At 37.1% G+C, this 15612-nt stretch carries 14 protein-coding genes and 1 riboswitch; of the genes, 1 reads left to right on the top strand and 13 read right to left on the bottom strand.

What is annotated here, in order from left to right; all coding sequences use genetic code 11:
- Positions 1–254 precede the first annotated feature (254 nt).
- From SAZ04_RS10360 to SAZ04_RS10315, 10 genes are all read right to left on the bottom strand, one after another.
- Positions 255–1442, bottom strand: coding sequence for a Ger(x)C family spore germination protein (locus SAZ04_RS10360; RefSeq protein ID WP_332694760.1), 1188 nt, complete (start codon positions 1440–1442; stop codon positions 255–257).
- Positions 1439–3019, bottom strand: coding sequence for a spore germination protein (locus SAZ04_RS10355; RefSeq protein ID WP_332694759.1), 1581 nt, complete (start codon positions 3017–3019; stop codon positions 1439–1441). The genes SAZ04_RS10360 and SAZ04_RS10355 overlap by 4 nt, the downstream gene beginning before the upstream one ends.
- Positions 3016–4140: a GerAB/ArcD/ProY family transporter gene (locus SAZ04_RS10350; protein WP_332694758.1), complete on the bottom strand. Its 1125-nt coding sequence runs from the start codon at positions 4138–4140 to the stop codon at positions 3016–3018. The genes SAZ04_RS10355 and SAZ04_RS10350 overlap by 4 nt, the downstream gene beginning before the upstream one ends.
- Before the next feature lie 351 nt (positions 4141–4491).
- Positions 4492–4725 carry a hypothetical protein gene (locus SAZ04_RS10345; RefSeq protein ID WP_332694756.1) on the bottom strand — a complete coding sequence of 78 codons (234 nt, stop codon included), beginning with the start codon at positions 4723–4725 and terminating at the stop codon, positions 4492–4494.
- 86 nt (positions 4726–4811) lie between these two features.
- Complete coding sequence (locus SAZ04_RS10340) at positions 4812–5933, bottom strand: Ger(x)C family spore germination protein (protein WP_332694754.1); 1122 nt, start codon at positions 5931–5933, stop codon at positions 4812–4814.
- Complete coding sequence (locus SAZ04_RS10335) at positions 5930–7036, bottom strand: GerAB/ArcD/ProY family transporter (protein WP_332694752.1); 1107 nt, start codon at positions 7034–7036, stop codon at positions 5930–5932. Before SAZ04_RS10335 ends, SAZ04_RS10340 begins: the two co-directional genes overlap by 4 nt.
- A gap of 7 nt (positions 7037–7043) precedes the next feature.
- Positions 7044–8543, bottom strand: coding sequence for a spore germination protein (locus tag SAZ04_RS10330; RefSeq protein ID WP_332694750.1), 1500 nt, complete (start codon positions 8541–8543; stop codon positions 7044–7046).
- Between the two features lie 344 nt (positions 8544–8887).
- On the bottom strand, positions 8888–9340 hold the full coding sequence (locus tag SAZ04_RS10325) for a MarR family winged helix-turn-helix transcriptional regulator (RefSeq protein WP_332694748.1): 453 nt from the start codon (positions 9338–9340) through the stop codon (positions 8888–8890).
- A 105-nt stretch (positions 9341–9445) separates the two neighbouring features.
- A complete protein-coding gene (locus SAZ04_RS10320) occupies positions 9446–9844 on the bottom strand; it encodes a gamma-glutamylcyclotransferase family protein (protein WP_332694746.1) in 399 nt (132 codons plus the stop codon).
- A gap of 18 nt (positions 9845–9862) precedes the next feature.
- Positions 9863–11200: a 5'-deoxyadenosine deaminase gene (locus tag SAZ04_RS10315; RefSeq protein WP_332694744.1), complete on the bottom strand. Its 1338-nt coding sequence runs from the start codon at positions 11198–11200 to the stop codon at positions 9863–9865.
- Positions 11201–11253: 53 nt separating this feature from the next.
- A riboswitch (purine riboswitch) is annotated at positions 11254–11354 on the bottom strand.
- A 325-nt stretch (positions 11355–11679) separates the two neighbouring features.
- On the opposite strand from SAZ04_RS10315, the gene SAZ04_RS23270 reads away from it, so the two are divergent.
- Entirely contained in the window at positions 11680–11766 is an 87-nt protein-coding gene (locus SAZ04_RS23270; protein ID WP_348533364.1) for a YjcZ family sporulation protein, read from the top strand.
- 311 nt (positions 11767–12077) lie between these two features.
- On the opposite strand, the gene SAZ04_RS10310 is transcribed toward SAZ04_RS23270, so the two are convergent.
- From SAZ04_RS10310 to SAZ04_RS10300, 3 genes are read right to left on the bottom strand one after another with little or no spacing between them, the layout of a single operon-like run.
- A complete protein-coding gene (locus SAZ04_RS10310; RefSeq protein ID WP_332694742.1) occupies positions 12078–12284 on the bottom strand; it encodes a YwbE family protein in 207 nt (68 codons plus the stop codon).
- Positions 12285–12310: 26 nt separating this feature from the next.
- Positions 12311–13102, bottom strand: a complete 792-nt coding sequence (locus tag SAZ04_RS10305; RefSeq protein WP_332694740.1) for a DUF8832 domain-containing protein — start codon at positions 13100–13102, stop codon at positions 12311–12313.
- Positions 13099–15537: a heavy metal translocating P-type ATPase gene (locus SAZ04_RS10300; protein WP_332694738.1), complete on the bottom strand. Its 2439-nt coding sequence runs from the start codon at positions 15535–15537 to the stop codon at positions 13099–13101. The genes SAZ04_RS10305 and SAZ04_RS10300 overlap by 4 nt, the downstream gene beginning before the upstream one ends.
- Positions 15538–15612 lie beyond the last annotated feature (75 nt).

Here is a 15612-nt window from a genome sequence, read left to right as displayed (position 1 = left end):
AATAAAAAGCTGTTATCTAACCAATTATAAAAGTGTATCATTACATGACGCATCCTGCCTATGTATTTTTATAATCCACCAAACGATAGTTGCAAAAATTTCGTCAATGTTCACACGATCTACACAGTTTATATACCACTATTTGTATTTAAACGTTTCATTACGAAAAGAAGAGAGCGAGTAGCACTTCAACATAATAAACATTAAAGTTATGAAACCGTTTGAACAGCACTTGCCTGTCCAATCGGTTTCGCTCATTCCATTTCCTCCAGAAAGCTTCTCGTTCTAATTCCATCTCTTCGTAATATTACTTTAGCATTTACATTTATTTCAGCCTTTTTAAATTCCTCATCCCAATAATCCTTTATTGATTTAAATTTTTGATAATGTTGTCGGTACATTGTTTCTCCAAAACCGAAAATATCGACCCCATATTCTTTTTGTACATGGGTAATCGTACCTTTGATTTTTTGTTCCACTTCTTTTTGCGCTTCTTCTTCCAGTTCTTTAAATCGAGTAAGCTTATCAATAGGCACTTTACTTTGAGTCGCGATAATATCTCCTTCGAGAACAAGTTCGATTGTAATATGCGGTCGATTATTTTCATACGATGTTTGAATGTTTGTATGAGAATTAAAAAATCTTACAGCAAAAAAGTTCCCATCTGGCGTTGTCGCCGTAAGGATTGTTTTCTTCAAATCCTGTGTCCATAAATAATCTCGGGCTTGTTCAACATCTAGATAGCCAATAAGCTTATCATCTTTAAATACCGATAATCCGTTTAAAGCAACGATGGCATCAAGGTCAGCTTGCTTATTATTATTGACATCGTCTCCTTTTTCAGGAGAACCCTGAATAGTTACAGTTGCCGCTACAGGATGTCGACCATCTGACGTTATAGTGGAAGTGAAATCCGTTAGCCGAACATCTGGATACCCGCCCCATTCCTTTTCCATTGTTTGAAATTGCTCGTCCATCTTTATCGAAGGAATTCTATGAATAGGATAGGTCGTCGAAATAATCTCGCTAGCGTTTACCCCCCTTGAAATAACTAAATGAAAGTCATTTCGAAACTCAGCACTTCTTTCCAAAAATTGCAAGAATGGTCCTATCCCCTCATTTGCTAGCGTCTCATCAATCACGATCACACGAGTATGAGAAAAGTTTAAATCTCTTGCTAGGCCAACATTCATTTTATCATTAAGTTCAGCAATTAAATCTCCCTCCATTGTATACGTAATCGTGCCTGTATTTCCTTGTGTCGTTTCCCCTCCAAATTCCTCTGCATTAACCACTTCAACGGTTAAAGAATATTGATGTTTTTCACCTTTTTCAAGCGCCATTCCTGTCACAAAGCTAACCTCATTTAATTCTTTTCGATCCCAACACCCACTTGCTCCAAGCAACACAGCAATAAGGAAGAATATATAAACGACCCTCAAGAATTTCCACCTTCTTGTTTTGAATCTGCTGACATTCCAGTCTTAGTACCATCCATCATATAAGCAGGTCTCTTTTTCAATTGTCGCATAGGGAAACGAACAAAAACATCCTTTTGATCCTCGACAATGAAAGGTCCTAACGGAGCCAAGTAAGGAGTACCAAAAGAACGCAAACTTGCCAAATGTGTAATAACAAGAACAATTCCAATAATCATTCCATATAATCCCAAAGCGGCTGTAATGAGGATTAAACCAAAGCGTAAGAGTCTTGATGCATTCCCAAATGAATAAATGGGTGAGACAAAGCTTGCTATTGCTGTTAGGGCCACAATAATGACTAGAAGGTTCGATACGACCCCAGCTTCAACCGCAGCTTGACCAATAACCAATGTGCCAACAATCGATACTGCTTGCCCGACAGCTCTTGGCATCCGCACACCTGCTTCTCTCAAAATTTCAAACGTTGTTTCCATTAGTAGGATTTCAACAACAGCAGGAAACGGAACACCTTCTCTTTGTGCCTGAAGTGTAAATACTAAGGCTGTCGGGATCAGTTCGTGATGAAACGTTGTTAAACCAATATAGATTGCAGGTAAAATCCAAGAAAGTGTAAATGCAACATAACGAATGATTCGCACAAATGAGCTCATCAGAAATCCCTGATAATAATCCTCACTCACTTTGAAGAAATCTGTTAGCACAACGGGCATTGTCAAAACAAACGGCGTACCGTCAACAATAGCAGCAATTTTCCCCTCTATAATGGATGCAGCTACCGTATCAGGACGATCTGAATGATAAATTGTCGGAAAAGGGGTGATCACTTGATCGCATATTAATTCTTCTAAATTCCCCGAATCAAAAATGGCATTGACATTAACCCCTTTAATTCGTTTTCGAATTTCATCGACGATTTCCGGATTTGCAACACTCTCTAAGTACGTGATACATATAGATGTTTTCGTATCCTTACCTACCATAAAATTTTCGCAAATTAATTGTGGATTTTTTATTCTTCTTCTTATTAGGCTAATGTTGGTAGAGATTGATTCTGTAAAACTGTCTTTCGGTCCACGAATAATCGTTTGCGTATTAGATTGCTCAATCGCTCGCTGTTCACTTGAAGCCGTATTAATAGCCATTCCAGTTTTTATACCGGCAATAAGAATCACTGTATAGCCTGATAATACATACCAGACTACTTCATGTTCATATTGAAGAAATTCAACATCAACACTTGCAAAGTAGTCTTTCTGAAACGTTCGTAACTGTTTACTTGTCGTAATACAGTCTTTTTGACGTTGTGTTTGCGCTACCCTTTCCATAATTTGCTCAGAAATTTTATTAAGGTCAACCATACTTTTTAAATAGAGAATAAGCCCCTCTTGACCAGCTATATGTATTTGTTTTAATGAAAAATCAAAATTCTTATCAAACACTTTATTATATCGTTCTTCGTTTAATTTAAGATAAGTTGATATTTCTGCTGCTTGCTTCTCATTTTGTAGCAAATCACTTGCTGTACTCGGTTGATGGTGCATACGTTTTTCTGAGACAATTCTTTTAAATACTTTCAATACTTAACACCTCCTGCCACCTTCTTATTTTTCCTATTTCGTATTAGTACAAGGACTAGAAGCAATATAGGAATCCCCATTTGAAAAGGAAGATGCAACACATAGGGAACAACTAGTAAACCTTCTTCAAAATGTTCAACAATGTTGTCTGCATTGACAATTGAAAATAATGGAATACACATTGAAATAGGAATAATGAAGTAGCGATACGACATGTTAAAAATAGACTCTAAGCCTTTTAAGCCACCATAAAAAAGAATGCTTACCTTGATTAATATACCGAGCATCAATATAAATACAACAAGAATGTCAACACGTTCAAAGAAACCCATTACAGATATCTCTCTCGATGCAGACAAGAGTGGGAAAAGTGTACGATTTTTGACATCTTCACCTAATGTAGCAATTTGAATCACTTGTGAAAACGTAATAAGCAAACCTCCCACCATAATCGAAACGACGCTCACTTTTCCAACATAGTTAAATCGAGTTACTGATGTCATTAATACCGTAAATACCACCATTTCACCGTATGGAAACGACGATCTCAATGGAAAAACAGAACTAAATATAGGTTTAAATCCTTCTGCTAAAAACGGCTGTAAATTCTCAAAATGAATTTGTTCAGAAGCAAAAATTAAAAAGAAGACTAACAGCAAAAAGAAGACTAAAAATGGGGTAAATAACTCGGTTACACGAGCTAAAACTTCTACACCTTGAATCACAATAAACACAACAACAAACATCATCGTTATTGAAATCACTTCAATTGGTGTGATTGGTAAAATCGTTACTTTCATCATTTCTCCGAAGTCACGGATATTACGTGTAACAATATAGAAAAAATAAATCACATATCCAAATATCAATACTTTTCCGATGATTCTCCCACAAGTCTCCTCAATAACTTCATACAGATTTTTCCCATTAGACGTCCTTAAAAAATAGTAATAACCCCATGCAAAAGCCATACCGATTGCAGTGGCAATTAGCTCAGCAAACCAAAAATCCTGCTTTGCTTCCTCCCCAGCCCCTACGACAACGGTTGTTCCAATCACAAAAATGAGTATTAAAACAAATAGTTGCCATAATGAAATGTTTTCTTTCTTGATTGTGTACATTCGTTGACACCCCTTGTCTCACCAACACTTCACGAATACAAACTAGAGACGTCATTTTCGGATTTATGTTTAGGTTTTCCTTAAAAGAATAAAATATGTGCAAGAAGGAAAAATCTTCATGGTTACTTATATTAAACGCACCACCTTGTCGAAGAGTTATGAAAAAAATAGAACCATATAATACAAATCCCAATAGCTGATAAATCACTGCCGCAATTATAACGTCCTGCTTCGCTTCTTCAACAGTACCTACAAACAACAGTGGAGCCAAGTAAATAGATCATCATCAACAAAAAAACTGCCAAAGTGAAATTTGCTCTTTCCTATTTACGTTCATAATTTAGTCCTCATTTATTTTGAAGCTTGCTGCTTCTTTTTTTGTTTGTGTAAGTGATAATCTATAAACAAACTTGAGAGGAATCCTAAAAAGCTTGTAACGAGAACGATTGTTTTTCTTGTTCCTACTTCAAATGAATAAATCATTAAAAAACTTTGAACAAATGGAATCTTGTAAACCAATGAATCCAAAATGGATATTAACAAAATAAGACCTGTAATGACGAGAATATATATGAGAGTAACCATTTTCCCTCCTCAGAGATTTTGTTATTACCATCCTGTCATAAATATTCACAACCTATACGTATTTGTTCAAAAGGTGATGCGCTGGTTTACCTAATCATACCTGTTGAAATAATTCTTGTTTCGACATGTGTTGTTATGTCTGCACGTTGAAATGCTTCCATCCATTTTTCCTTTGACCATTCGCGTGCATTTTTAATCCGAAAATAATCTCCAAATCCTACTGGATCAATCCCTAATTCCTGGAATTTCCTCACTGTCATAATTACTTTATCTTCTAATTGTTTTTCTAACTTTTCTTCTATATTCATTCGATTTTCTCGATTTGCTAAATCTGTCTCACCCTCATAGTCGACAATACTGCCGCGAACGTATACATAGATAAACAACTTAGGTTTTTCTAAATCTCCATTGACCTTGGCATGAAATCTTGTGTTAACAAATCTCAAAATCAGCATTTCTTCATCATGCTTGGACTCTTCAGGTGCTGGAAGCATGATTGAAAAATCAGGTAGTTTCTTTTGTTTTTTCATTGCTTCAATCAGTTTTGCTTCCTCTGGCTCAATCGTGTCGACCATTTTATCATTTTTAAATAAAGCAACTTTCGTAATTTTGAGTGAGTTCTCTTCGATTCGTTCAATATAGGGAGTAGAAGGATCAGAAACCTCATCTGTATTTCGATAAATAAAATCATGAATGGTCGTAAATGGACTAAAAGCCGTTATCGTTCTTGGTGTTAACAATTCAATTAAATAATTATTAATTTCTGGTTTATCTTTGTATTCACCTTTCATAATATCTTCAACCGTTCCTTTTACCACCGCTACATAAATATTTGTGCCCACATGAGGGTCACGATATAAATTTTCAAGTATTTTCCATAACCCTTCTGTTCTTGCATATTCTTCACTAAATAATACTACTCGTAGTTGGGCAGGAGTTAATGTCTTTTCAGTTAAAGTAGACACATCCATAATTGCTTGATGTGGCATTTTAACGACCGTTGAAAACTGTTGTACTTGCTCTTCTGCATCTCGGGACGGTTGTGGTAAGGAGACCGATATTTTGACATTCTCTTCATCGACATAGTCAAAGCCCATAATCCCTATCATCCCTAAATCTTCAATAACAGGTTTTTCAAGATTCGGATTCGCACAACCACTACTTGTAAAAAGTAGGAGGAAGCAACATGCGATGCAGGTCAATTTCATGAAGTGAATGCCTCCTTCTCGTTTTTCTTTTTTCCTCTTATCTTAAGTACAATAAGAAGAAAGATTGGAAACAATACTAATCCGTAACCGTAAAAGCTTCTCCACTCATCAAACAAAACGACTTGAACACGAAATGGAATCGGCCCTGCAAAGAGAAACCAGGAAAGAAAAGAAACGAAATATAGATGCCATGTACGATTTTTATGTTTAGAAAGTAGGGCATCTACTCCTTTTTTTGCGACCCACAAATAGACAGATGACGTAGAAAGAATAAGAAAAATCCATAAGGCTATCCCTAAGGTTTCGATTCGTTCTACAAAAGTAAGTTGCACGGCTTGAAACAAATTTAAAACTGGATACAATAAATTATCTAACTGCCATGGTGAAAAGTAAACAACACTGGCAATTGAGACGAGAACATAAAAGAAAACTGCCGTCCATATTCCAATAGACGTATACAGAAATGCCTTTTTTTGGTTGATAATGTACGGGTAGTAAAACAAAAGGAGTCCATAACCAAACATCGCTACAGATCCATTCAACAAAGCATCAAACCACTGTTGTCCACTAACCTCAAACGTTGGTATAAGATGCAGCCAGTTCCCGGCTTGAAAAGCCCAATGTAAATAAATGATCAGCCAGCTAGTAATAAAGATTGCAAACATACAAAAGCGAGCAAGTGATTTAATGCCACCATGAACAATACAAGTCAATACAAAAAAGAAACTAATGGATGTAGCTGTTATCGTATAATCTGGTAACACTACCGTTTGCACAAGTCTAATATAACTTTGACTAACTGAAGTTGCAGATATGATTCCGTATAAAAACAAGAAAACATTAGCTACTTTCCCAATCATTTTCCCAAGAATTTTTTCATTTATTTTAAACAAGTTTTCACTAGGAAATTTCTTACAAAGAGAAATGATCGGTAAAAGGGAAAGATTTGCTACAATGCCTAGAACAATTGGAATGAGCCATTGATTGTATCCAACATTGCTAATATCATTTGGTAACGAAAACAAACCAATTCCAAGCATCGTACTTTGCGTTAGAAATACAATATGGTACCCATTTAGTTTTTTGAAATTGCCCTTATCCATAAACGCATTACTCCTCATCTAATGGTCGAATGAGATCTTTTTTCGCTCTTGAAATACCAGCTCTTTGAACCATAAATTTAGTAGGAGTACGAATGACGCTATTTAGTAGATCTGTCCACTTTCTCGGAATAATAGGGGTTAAATATGGGGTCCCAAGTGATGTCATATTGGATAAATGATTAAACATCCAAGCAAATACGATCATCTGCCCGTAGATCCCGAGTATACCGGCTGCTAAAATATAAAAATATCTGATAAAACGAATCGCATTACTCATTAAATAACTAGGAGGAATAAACGACAATAGCGCCGTAACAGCTACTAAAACAATAAGAATGTTACTTGCAAGTCCAGCTTCAACGGCTGCCGTTCCGATAACAATCCCTCCGACAATACCAATTGTTTGACCGATTTTAGACGGCATTCGTGCCCCCGCCTCTCTAAGTACCTCAATAACGAGCTCAATGATCAGTGCCTCCATAATAGGAGGAAACGGTACTTTTGCTCTTGATTCAGCTAAAAGTCGTAATAATTGAGGCGGTAACATCTCTGGATGAAATGTTAATACAGCCACATAGGTTGACGTTAGCAAAATAGAAATAAAAAAACCTGCCAACCGTAACATTCTAAGCAACGTTGCTGTTGTCCAACGATTGTAATAGTCTTCTGGCGACAGAAACATTTCCAAAAATGATGCTGGCAATATGGCTGCTTCAGGGCTTCCATTCATCATAACAATGATCTTTCCATTTAGTAATGCATCCACTGTATTGTCACTTCTTACCGTTATACCAAACTGTGGAAACGGAGAAAATGGTTTATCCTCCAACATTTGCTTTAATACTGCCATTCCTAAAAATCCATGAAACTCAACATTTTCCAAACGGGTTAGAACTCGTTTCACATTTTCCTCATTAGCGATATTGTCCATATATAAAACAACTACATTATTTTTGGTTTCGGTTCCGAGCAAAATTGATTTCGATTTTAACTGTGGGGATCGTATTCTCTTTTTGATTAGAGAAAGATTTGTTTCGACATTCTCAACAAAACCGTCTTGTGGTCCCATTACCGTTGTTTCATTTTCTGGAGAGGTAATCGCACGATCGGGCGCACTATACGTATTTATCTTAATAACCGTCTGCTCAAATAAAATAACAGTATACCCACTGCAGATGTCATGAATTAATTTAGGGAGTTGATCACGATCTACAACTTCAAAGTTTTTAAAAACATCCTCTGGTTTAACAGACTTTGACTTATTTAACGGATTATAAACCATTTCATCAATGAGAGTCTTTTTGACAATTGTATGTAAATAAATAATCGTTACTTGATGTTCACCAATTTTTATATCTTTCATGACGAGATCATCGATATCCGCTAAACTTTTCGCAATTGCTTTTCTTGTAATCGGTTCGTTAATGTCCGGATTTGCTTTGTTCTCATCGTGAGGTTGGGGATCAAAGAACTTTTTAAAATTAAATCCCTTTTTTGTCCGACTCATTAATCAAACCTCCTTTACAATCTACCCATAAGTAAAACGTTCCCTACATTTGTTGAAATATGTACCATTTCATAAATGATCGGTTTATGTATAAGCAAGACAGCTCAGCATTCTTTTGAAGCAATCAGTGGAGCCATTACCCTTCTTCGAACAAACCTTCAAACTGCTTGAATCAACATTCAACTTTTATAAATTCTGTTAACAAAGAACAGGCTAGCCACTCAAGTGGTTTACCTGTTCCTGATGTATCTACAAATTTTGTTTAGTTCCCTTCCGCGCTACAGACGAGATAACTGTAGCAATTATTTTATTGCCAAAATCATTGCCGTTGGAACCTTTTCAAGTTAGCAACCCTCAACTTTCAAATTCTGAATATGATGATTTATTTTTTGTTGAACGTTAACGAGTACCTTAATCTCACGTGGTTCTAGTATTTCTAAAACAGATTTTATAAATATTCTCATCGCACTTTCAGATTGTTGGTAAACAATCTCTCCTTCTGCTGTAAGAGACAGATAAACATAGCGCCTGTCACCTGGATCTGAACTTCTAGTAATATAGCCTTTTGCAATCAATCGATCTGATTTATGAGTGATTGAACTTTTATGAACTCCTGTTGCTTTAGCCAGTTCATTGGGACGACTAGGACCATGTAGGGCTAACTGTCGTAAAATCCCAAACTGTTCAATCGTCATCGGACTAAGTTCTTCTGAAATCATATGCTCAATTCTTTTCGTTGCAAAAAGATATGTATCTTCATATTGCTTGATGAAAGAATCTAAAAGTTTTTCATCCACCCTTTTCACCTCACTCAATTAGTTTATACCTTAAACAGTTAATAGTTAAACTATATTTCAACAAACGGCTAGCAAAAAAATTTGCTAGCCGTTTATTGTTCTATTTTAAGTTTTTCTTTTACAGTAAGATATCCAATCGCCCTCTTTAATCAGGTTGTGACAATGCTCTAACTGATCTCCTACAACATAAAAATAAGCTTCATAACACTCATTCTCTGTAAACGCTTGACCGGTCATACGAATATACTCATTTGATTGATTATGAGGTGAATATTCTTCTAGATCGTCGACCTGTTGTAACTCTGTTTTCGTTACTTCGTACAATTCACCTATTACTTTCGTTTTTTCAGAACCTTCTTTTAAGACAGGATAACCGAAACCGGTATCGTGTAATTCTCCAAAAACATAGCAATAATTCTCAATCAACTTTGCAGTTTTTATAAAGTGATGGTTTGAACCCTCCTTCCTCAAAGTACCATAAACAAACAACAGTTTTCTGTTCATAGTGTTTTCACCTACCTTTTATACAATAGAGGCCATTCTCTTTGTCATTCTTTTTATTGATACATTGGCCTCTTGTAAGACCGTTTCTTTATCGACTGTTTTCATGATTCTATTTTCCATAACGATGTTTCCATTGATAATCGACGTTTCAACGTCTCCTCTCGTAGCTGAATAGACAATTCTTGAAATTGGATCGACATCATAAGATGGAAACGTGTGAAAGTGATTCAAATCAAGGATAACAAGGTCTGCTTTTTTGCCTACCTCGATACTGCCAATCTCATGAGCAAGCCCAATTGCTTTTGCTCCTCCGATCGTTGCCATTCTAAAAATCGTTCGAGCATCCATGGCTGTCGGACCATGTATCGGTTTTTGAATAAGAGCTGCCAAACGCATTTCATTAAACATATCAAGATTATTATTACACGGAGCTCCATCTGCACCAAGACTTACTGAAATATTCTCTGCAAGTAAACTAGGAATCTCTGCAATACCAGAAGCAAGTTTCAAATTGGAACCAGGACAGTGACTGACATGTATCCCTTTATTTCTAATAATCTGTTTCTCGCTATCATTTAACCAAACACAGTGAGCTAGGATCAAACGATCATTAGCTAACCCTAAATGTTCTAAATACTCTATATTCCTCATCCCTGTCTCTTCTTCAACAATGGCAATTTCTCCACGATTCTCAGATGCATGTGTATGGACGTTCACACCAAAATCTCTCGACAATGACGCCACTTCTTTTAATAACGGCTCTGTACACGAAACAACAAACCGAGGTGAAAATGCATATTTAATTCTCCCATTATCATAATTATGCCATTTTTCAAGTAAATCAACGCTTTCTTGAATCGACTGTTTTGTATTTTCTTGTAATGCTTTAGGAACTTCCTCTCCTTTATCCATCATTACTTTACCTGATAACGCACGAATCCCACTTGATGCAATGGCTTGAAAGGCATAATCAGTATGATGGACCGTTTCCATATCAACGATCGATGTTGTTCCACTTTGAATCAATTCACCGATACCTAATAATGCCGAATAATAGAGAGATTCCTCATCATGAGCTGCCTCAAGTGGCCAAATTCTTTTTTTCAACCAATCTAATAATTCTAAGTCATCTGCTCTTCCTCTGAATACGGTTTGGCATAAATGAATATGGGTTTGCACGAACCCAGGTATGACTGTTTTTCCTCTAGCATCAATTACTTTATCGACGTCAGGAGGATTTAAATCAACCCCAATTGCTTCGATTCGATCATTCTCAATGAGAATATCTCCTTTCATAATCTCTTCTTGTGAATTCATTGTAACGATTTCAGCATTTTTTAGTAAAATCTTGCTCATTTCACTCACCTCATCGATTTCTTACGCAACACAAAAAAAGCCACGTAAAATACGCTATGCTGCATATTTTTCGTAGCTAGGAATTTACGGTTCCAAAGTAGAGACCCTCAACCCATATTATTGAGGTTATACGTTATATATTACTCTACTTTCAAACTCATTATGAGTCCATTCTTTAGTCAGGTAATCTTCCAAAAAAATCAATGTCTTAACTGAACATCCTAGCTCCTAACTAATCTACTAGAGATCACACACTCTTAATGAGTGACAATCACCTAATATACGCCCACTCCTTAATTGTTTATTTTAAAAACACGTTGAGAAGTGGGAATATGCCTCTCCTTCGAAGGAAACACTTGAAAAAATGAACGCCTTCTTACAAAATAGCCCTTTTTTTGTAATATCAGCAGATTGCTTAGGACGTTTTATTGCTATATGCATACCTTGTACTATCCTCCTGTGAAAGGTGGTGAATACAAATGGGATACAGCAGTAACAATTGCTTCGCTTTAATCGTTGTGTTGTTCATTTTATTAATCATTGTCGGTGCTTCTTTTTGTTGCTAATCAATAAAAATGTACAATCCGCAGTTCAATACCTATTTCCTCCTTTAGTAAGAGCGTCATTTTGGCGCTATTCGCTTGTTATTCTGATTTACATATATACCTATTTAACTGTTACATCATCTACACCCATGCCTAGTCTCCAACATGCAGTATTCTAAACCGGTTAATAATCGACCGCGGAATCCTAGCCACGAAAAGGGTATTCCTCTCTCTCTCCAGTTGAAGCGATTGTTTCATCCCCACAGTGTCTGATAAAGACATGGACGTTTTGCTAACTCTCTGATAAAAAAGAAAACAGTTGAGAAAATCTCTCAACTGTTTTCAATAATTGCTTTTACTCTACCTACTTGACCATCTTGCAACCGAACTTTAATCCCGTGCGGATGGTTTGGGGATTTCGTTAAAAGATCTTTGACAATTCCTCTAGTTGTTTTCCCAGTCCGCTGATCTTGTTTCAAAACAATGTCAACTTCTATACCAGGTTGTATATTTTTTCGTTCTTGCCCTGATTTTGTCATTTCCCTATCCTCACCTCATCTAATAGTTATTTCACTTCTATCATATATGGAAATGCATATACTTCGCCATCTATTTTGAATTCTGCCCAAAGTTTATACATTCCGGCTTCCTTAAAGTAAGCCTCAAAAACAGTTTCTTCGGTTGACTCTGGATGAACATGAATAAATGTAGAAAGATGGTCATCAACAATGACAACATGACCCAATGCTCCTAAATACGGCTCTGGTGTCACATTGGTTAATTCAAATTGGAATCTCACATGTTCTCCTGCTAGAAGAGGCTCATGTAACAGTTCGACTTCAACACCATTTACAACTTTCACCGTTGCCTCATCAGCTTGAAGATTAGAATGATGGTGGGCTTCCTCACCTAAAGGGATTGGCTCTGTCAAATATACGTCATTCTCCGGTTTTATATCAACAAATGCTTGATAAGCAAGGTGATCAAGTGTTTGATTCACAACAAACGTTCCTTCATCTATTTGTTCTGGATGAAGATGGAGAAACGTTTCTAGATCGTTGCTAATTAAAATCAAATGCATGAGTTTCTCATGTGTAATCGTCAGTTCGGGTGCGTCCCCTTCTTCATTAACTAACGAAATCGTTAGTTCCTCATCACGATACTCGATAGCCGCATCGATGGTTGAATCAACTTCATCAGAATGATGAGCATGTTCCTCTTTCTCACCGTGTATTTGATTCGAGTTGTGATCATGAACAACCTCATTGCTTGTTCCCGCTAAAGTCATATAGCTGCCAATAACCGCAAGAAATATCGCTACGGCGGAGAATACCCATATCCGGACTGTCTTCGTCATCTTGATCGCTCCATTTCTTTCTGAACTAGCTTTGTTTTTTGTAAACGCAGCGCATTTAAGACGACTGATACAGAACTAAAGGCCATAGCAGCACCAGCCACCCACGGCGCCAATAAGCCTGTCGCTGCAATTGGAATTCCAAGTGAATTGAAAATAAAGGCAAAAAACAAGTTTTGTTTAATATTAACCATTGTTTTTCGACTCATGATTATTGCATCGGCAACGCTATTTAAATCGCCACGCATTAGCGTAATATCCGCCGCTTCAATTGCTACGTCCGTTCCCGTTCCAATCGCCATTCCGATATCGGCAACTGCAAGGGCTGGGGCATCGTTTAGTCCATCCCCAACCATTGCAACTTTCTTTCCCTCTCGCTGCAACTTTTCAATAACTGCACTTTTTTCTTCAGGCAAGACTTCAGCAACAACATGTTCAATTCCCACTTGTCTGCCAATCGCCTCAGCAGTGCGTTTGTTATCTCCAGTCAACATAATCACTTCGAGTCCCAATTTCCGCATTCTAGAAATGGCCTGCTTGGATGTTTCTTTTACTGTATCCGCAACAGCGACAATTCCTTCATAATGACCGTTAACAGCAATTAACATAGTCGTTTTTCCTTCACTTTCAAGACCAATCATTGTCTCAATAGCATTTTCATAAACAATTCCCTCTTCTTCTAATAACTTTCTCGTACCAATAAGAAGGTTGTTTCCATCAATAGCGGCACGGATGCCATGTCCCGGAATCGCTTCGAATTGTTCTGTATTAGAAAGAATGAGTCCTTTTTCGATTGCATGCTGAACAATCGCTTGTGCAAGCGGATGTTCTGATTTGTTTTCAGCCGAGGCAATTAATTGAAGCAGAGCCTCTTTTTTAAGCCCGCCTTCAGGAACTAAGTTTGTAAGCGTTGGTTCACCTTTTGTTACTGTTCCTGTCTTATCTAGAACTACCGTCTCAATGGACTGCGTATTCTCAAGATGCTCCCCACCTTTAAATAACAACCCTAATTCTGCAGCTCTACCTGATCCTGCCATGATCGAAGTTGGTGTAGCAAGACCTAAAGCACATGGACATGCGATTACTAAAATTGAAATCGTAGGGATAAGTGCGGCACCTAAGTCTCCTGGTGTTACAAATACATACCAAATGAAAAAGGAAACAATCGCAATTATGATGACAACAGGGACAAAAATCCCCGATACTTTATCGGTCATTCGTTGAATGTTCGCTTTTGACCCTTGGGCATTTTCAACGATTTTGATAATTTGTGATAGAGCGGTATCTTTCCCAACCTTTGTTGCCCTCATGGTTAATGAGCCATTTTTATTCATCGTTGATCCGATCACAGCGTCTCCAGTACCTTTATCTATAGGAATACTCTCACCCGTTAGCATTGACTCATCAATAGCTGAATGCCCCTCGATTATCGTTCCATCTACAGGTATTTTCTCACCAGGTTTCACGATTACATGATCTCCTACTTGAACATTCTCAAGTGGAATCGTAACCGTTTCACCATCGCGAAGTACGGTCGCTGATTTCACCTGAAGTCCTAGTAACTTCTGAATCGCTTGACTAGTCTTCCCTTTAGCACGGGCTTCAAATAACTTACCTAATACAATTAACGTAATAATGACAGCAGATGTTTCAAAATATAAATCAGGCATAGCAATTCCTTGATTCATCGCTTCAATACCTAAAAAAATACTATAAAAAAAGGCTGCTGATGTTCCAAGAGCAACAAGAACATCCATATTTGCACTTTTGTTTCGTAATGCTTTATACGCTCCTACATAAAATTGAGCACCCACGATGAATTGCACAGGCGTTGCTAGTGCTAATTGTACCCATGAATTCATAAACATCTCTGGAATCCAAATGAATGAAGTAAACTCAAAATGAGTCACCATCGACCAAAATAATGGAATCGTTAAAATAGCTGCAAACAAAAATTTCCCGAGTTGTGTTTCCATCTCTTGCTCTTTAGTATTTGCTAGGTCTGTTGGATTCGTTTTCTCTTTTAGTGTAAAACCAAGTTTATCCACAGCCTCCTTCATATGAGAAGAAGAAGTCGCTCCTTCTACATACTCAACTGTGGCAGTTTCAAGAGCTAAGTTGACCGTTGCCAGCTGAACTCCTGTTAATCGACTTAGTTTTTTCTCAATGCGATTTGCACAGGCTGCACATGTCATTCCTGACACAGAAAATTCAGCTTTTACAATTCTCACTTGATAACCAAGTGCTTCAACCTTTTCTATTAATTGGAAAACACTTATCTCACCTGGATGAAAACGGACAGTAGCCCGTTCCATCGCTAAATTCACATTCGCTTCCTCTACTCCGGCCATTCGTGAAATTCCTTTTTCAATCCTTGTAGAGCATGCGGCACACGTCATTCCGCTTACCTGAAAGGTGATATCCATTACTTTTGACATAAATCTTCCCTCCCCACTAAACCAAACACTACACTATGTTTATATCTATACCCCGGTATAGTATTAATTGAATTC

The organism is Halalkalibacter lacteus, from assembly GCF_036663595.1.
Taxonomy (GTDB): domain Bacteria; phylum Bacillota; class Bacilli; order Bacillales; family Bacillaceae_D; genus Halalkalibacter; species Halalkalibacter lacteus.
Note: the sequence above shows the minus strand (reverse complement) of the source record. Positions and strands in the feature narration are given on the sequence as shown.

What these genes read in the sequence shown, in the direction of transcription:
- SAZ04_RS10310 (WP_332694742.1), bottom strand. Translation starts at nt 12,284, where the DNA reads ATGACAAAATCAGGGCAAGAACGAAAAAATATACAACCTGGTATAGAA.
- SAZ04_RS10335 (WP_332694752.1), bottom strand. Translation starts at nt 7,036, where the DNA reads ATGGATAAGGGCAATTTCAAAAAACTAAATGGGTACCATATTGTATTT.
- SAZ04_RS10330 (WP_332694750.1), bottom strand. Translation starts at nt 8,543, where the DNA reads ATGAGTCGGACAAAAAAGGGATTTAATTTTAAAAAGTTCTTTGATCCC.
- SAZ04_RS10340 (WP_332694754.1), bottom strand. Translation starts at nt 5,933, where the DNA reads ATGAAATTGACCTGCATCGCATGTTGCTTCCTCCTACTTTTTACAAGT.
- SAZ04_RS10350 (WP_332694758.1), bottom strand. Translation starts at nt 4,140, where the DNA reads ATGTACACAATCAAGAAAGAAAACATTTCATTATGGCAACTATTTGTT.
- SAZ04_RS23270 (WP_348533364.1), top strand. Translation starts at nt 11,680, where the DNA reads ATGGGATACAGCAGTAACAATTGCTTCGCTTTAATCGTTGTGTTGTTC.
- SAZ04_RS10345 (WP_332694756.1), bottom strand. Translation starts at nt 4,725, where the DNA reads ATGGTTACTCTCATATATATTCTCGTCATTACAGGTCTTATTTTGTTA.
- SAZ04_RS10320 (WP_332694746.1), bottom strand. Translation starts at nt 9,844, where the DNA reads ATGAACAGAAAACTGTTGTTTGTTTATGGTACTTTGAGGAAGGAGGGT.
- SAZ04_RS10305 (WP_332694740.1), bottom strand. Translation starts at nt 13,102, where the DNA reads ATGACGAAGACAGTCCGGATATGGGTATTCTCCGCCGTAGCGATATTT.
- SAZ04_RS10315 (WP_332694744.1), bottom strand. Translation starts at nt 11,200, where the DNA reads ATGAGCAAGATTTTACTAAAAAATGCTGAAATCGTTACAATGAATTCA.
- SAZ04_RS10300 (WP_332694738.1), bottom strand. Translation starts at nt 15,537, where the DNA reads ATGTCAAAAGTAATGGATATCACCTTTCAGGTAAGCGGAATGACGTGT.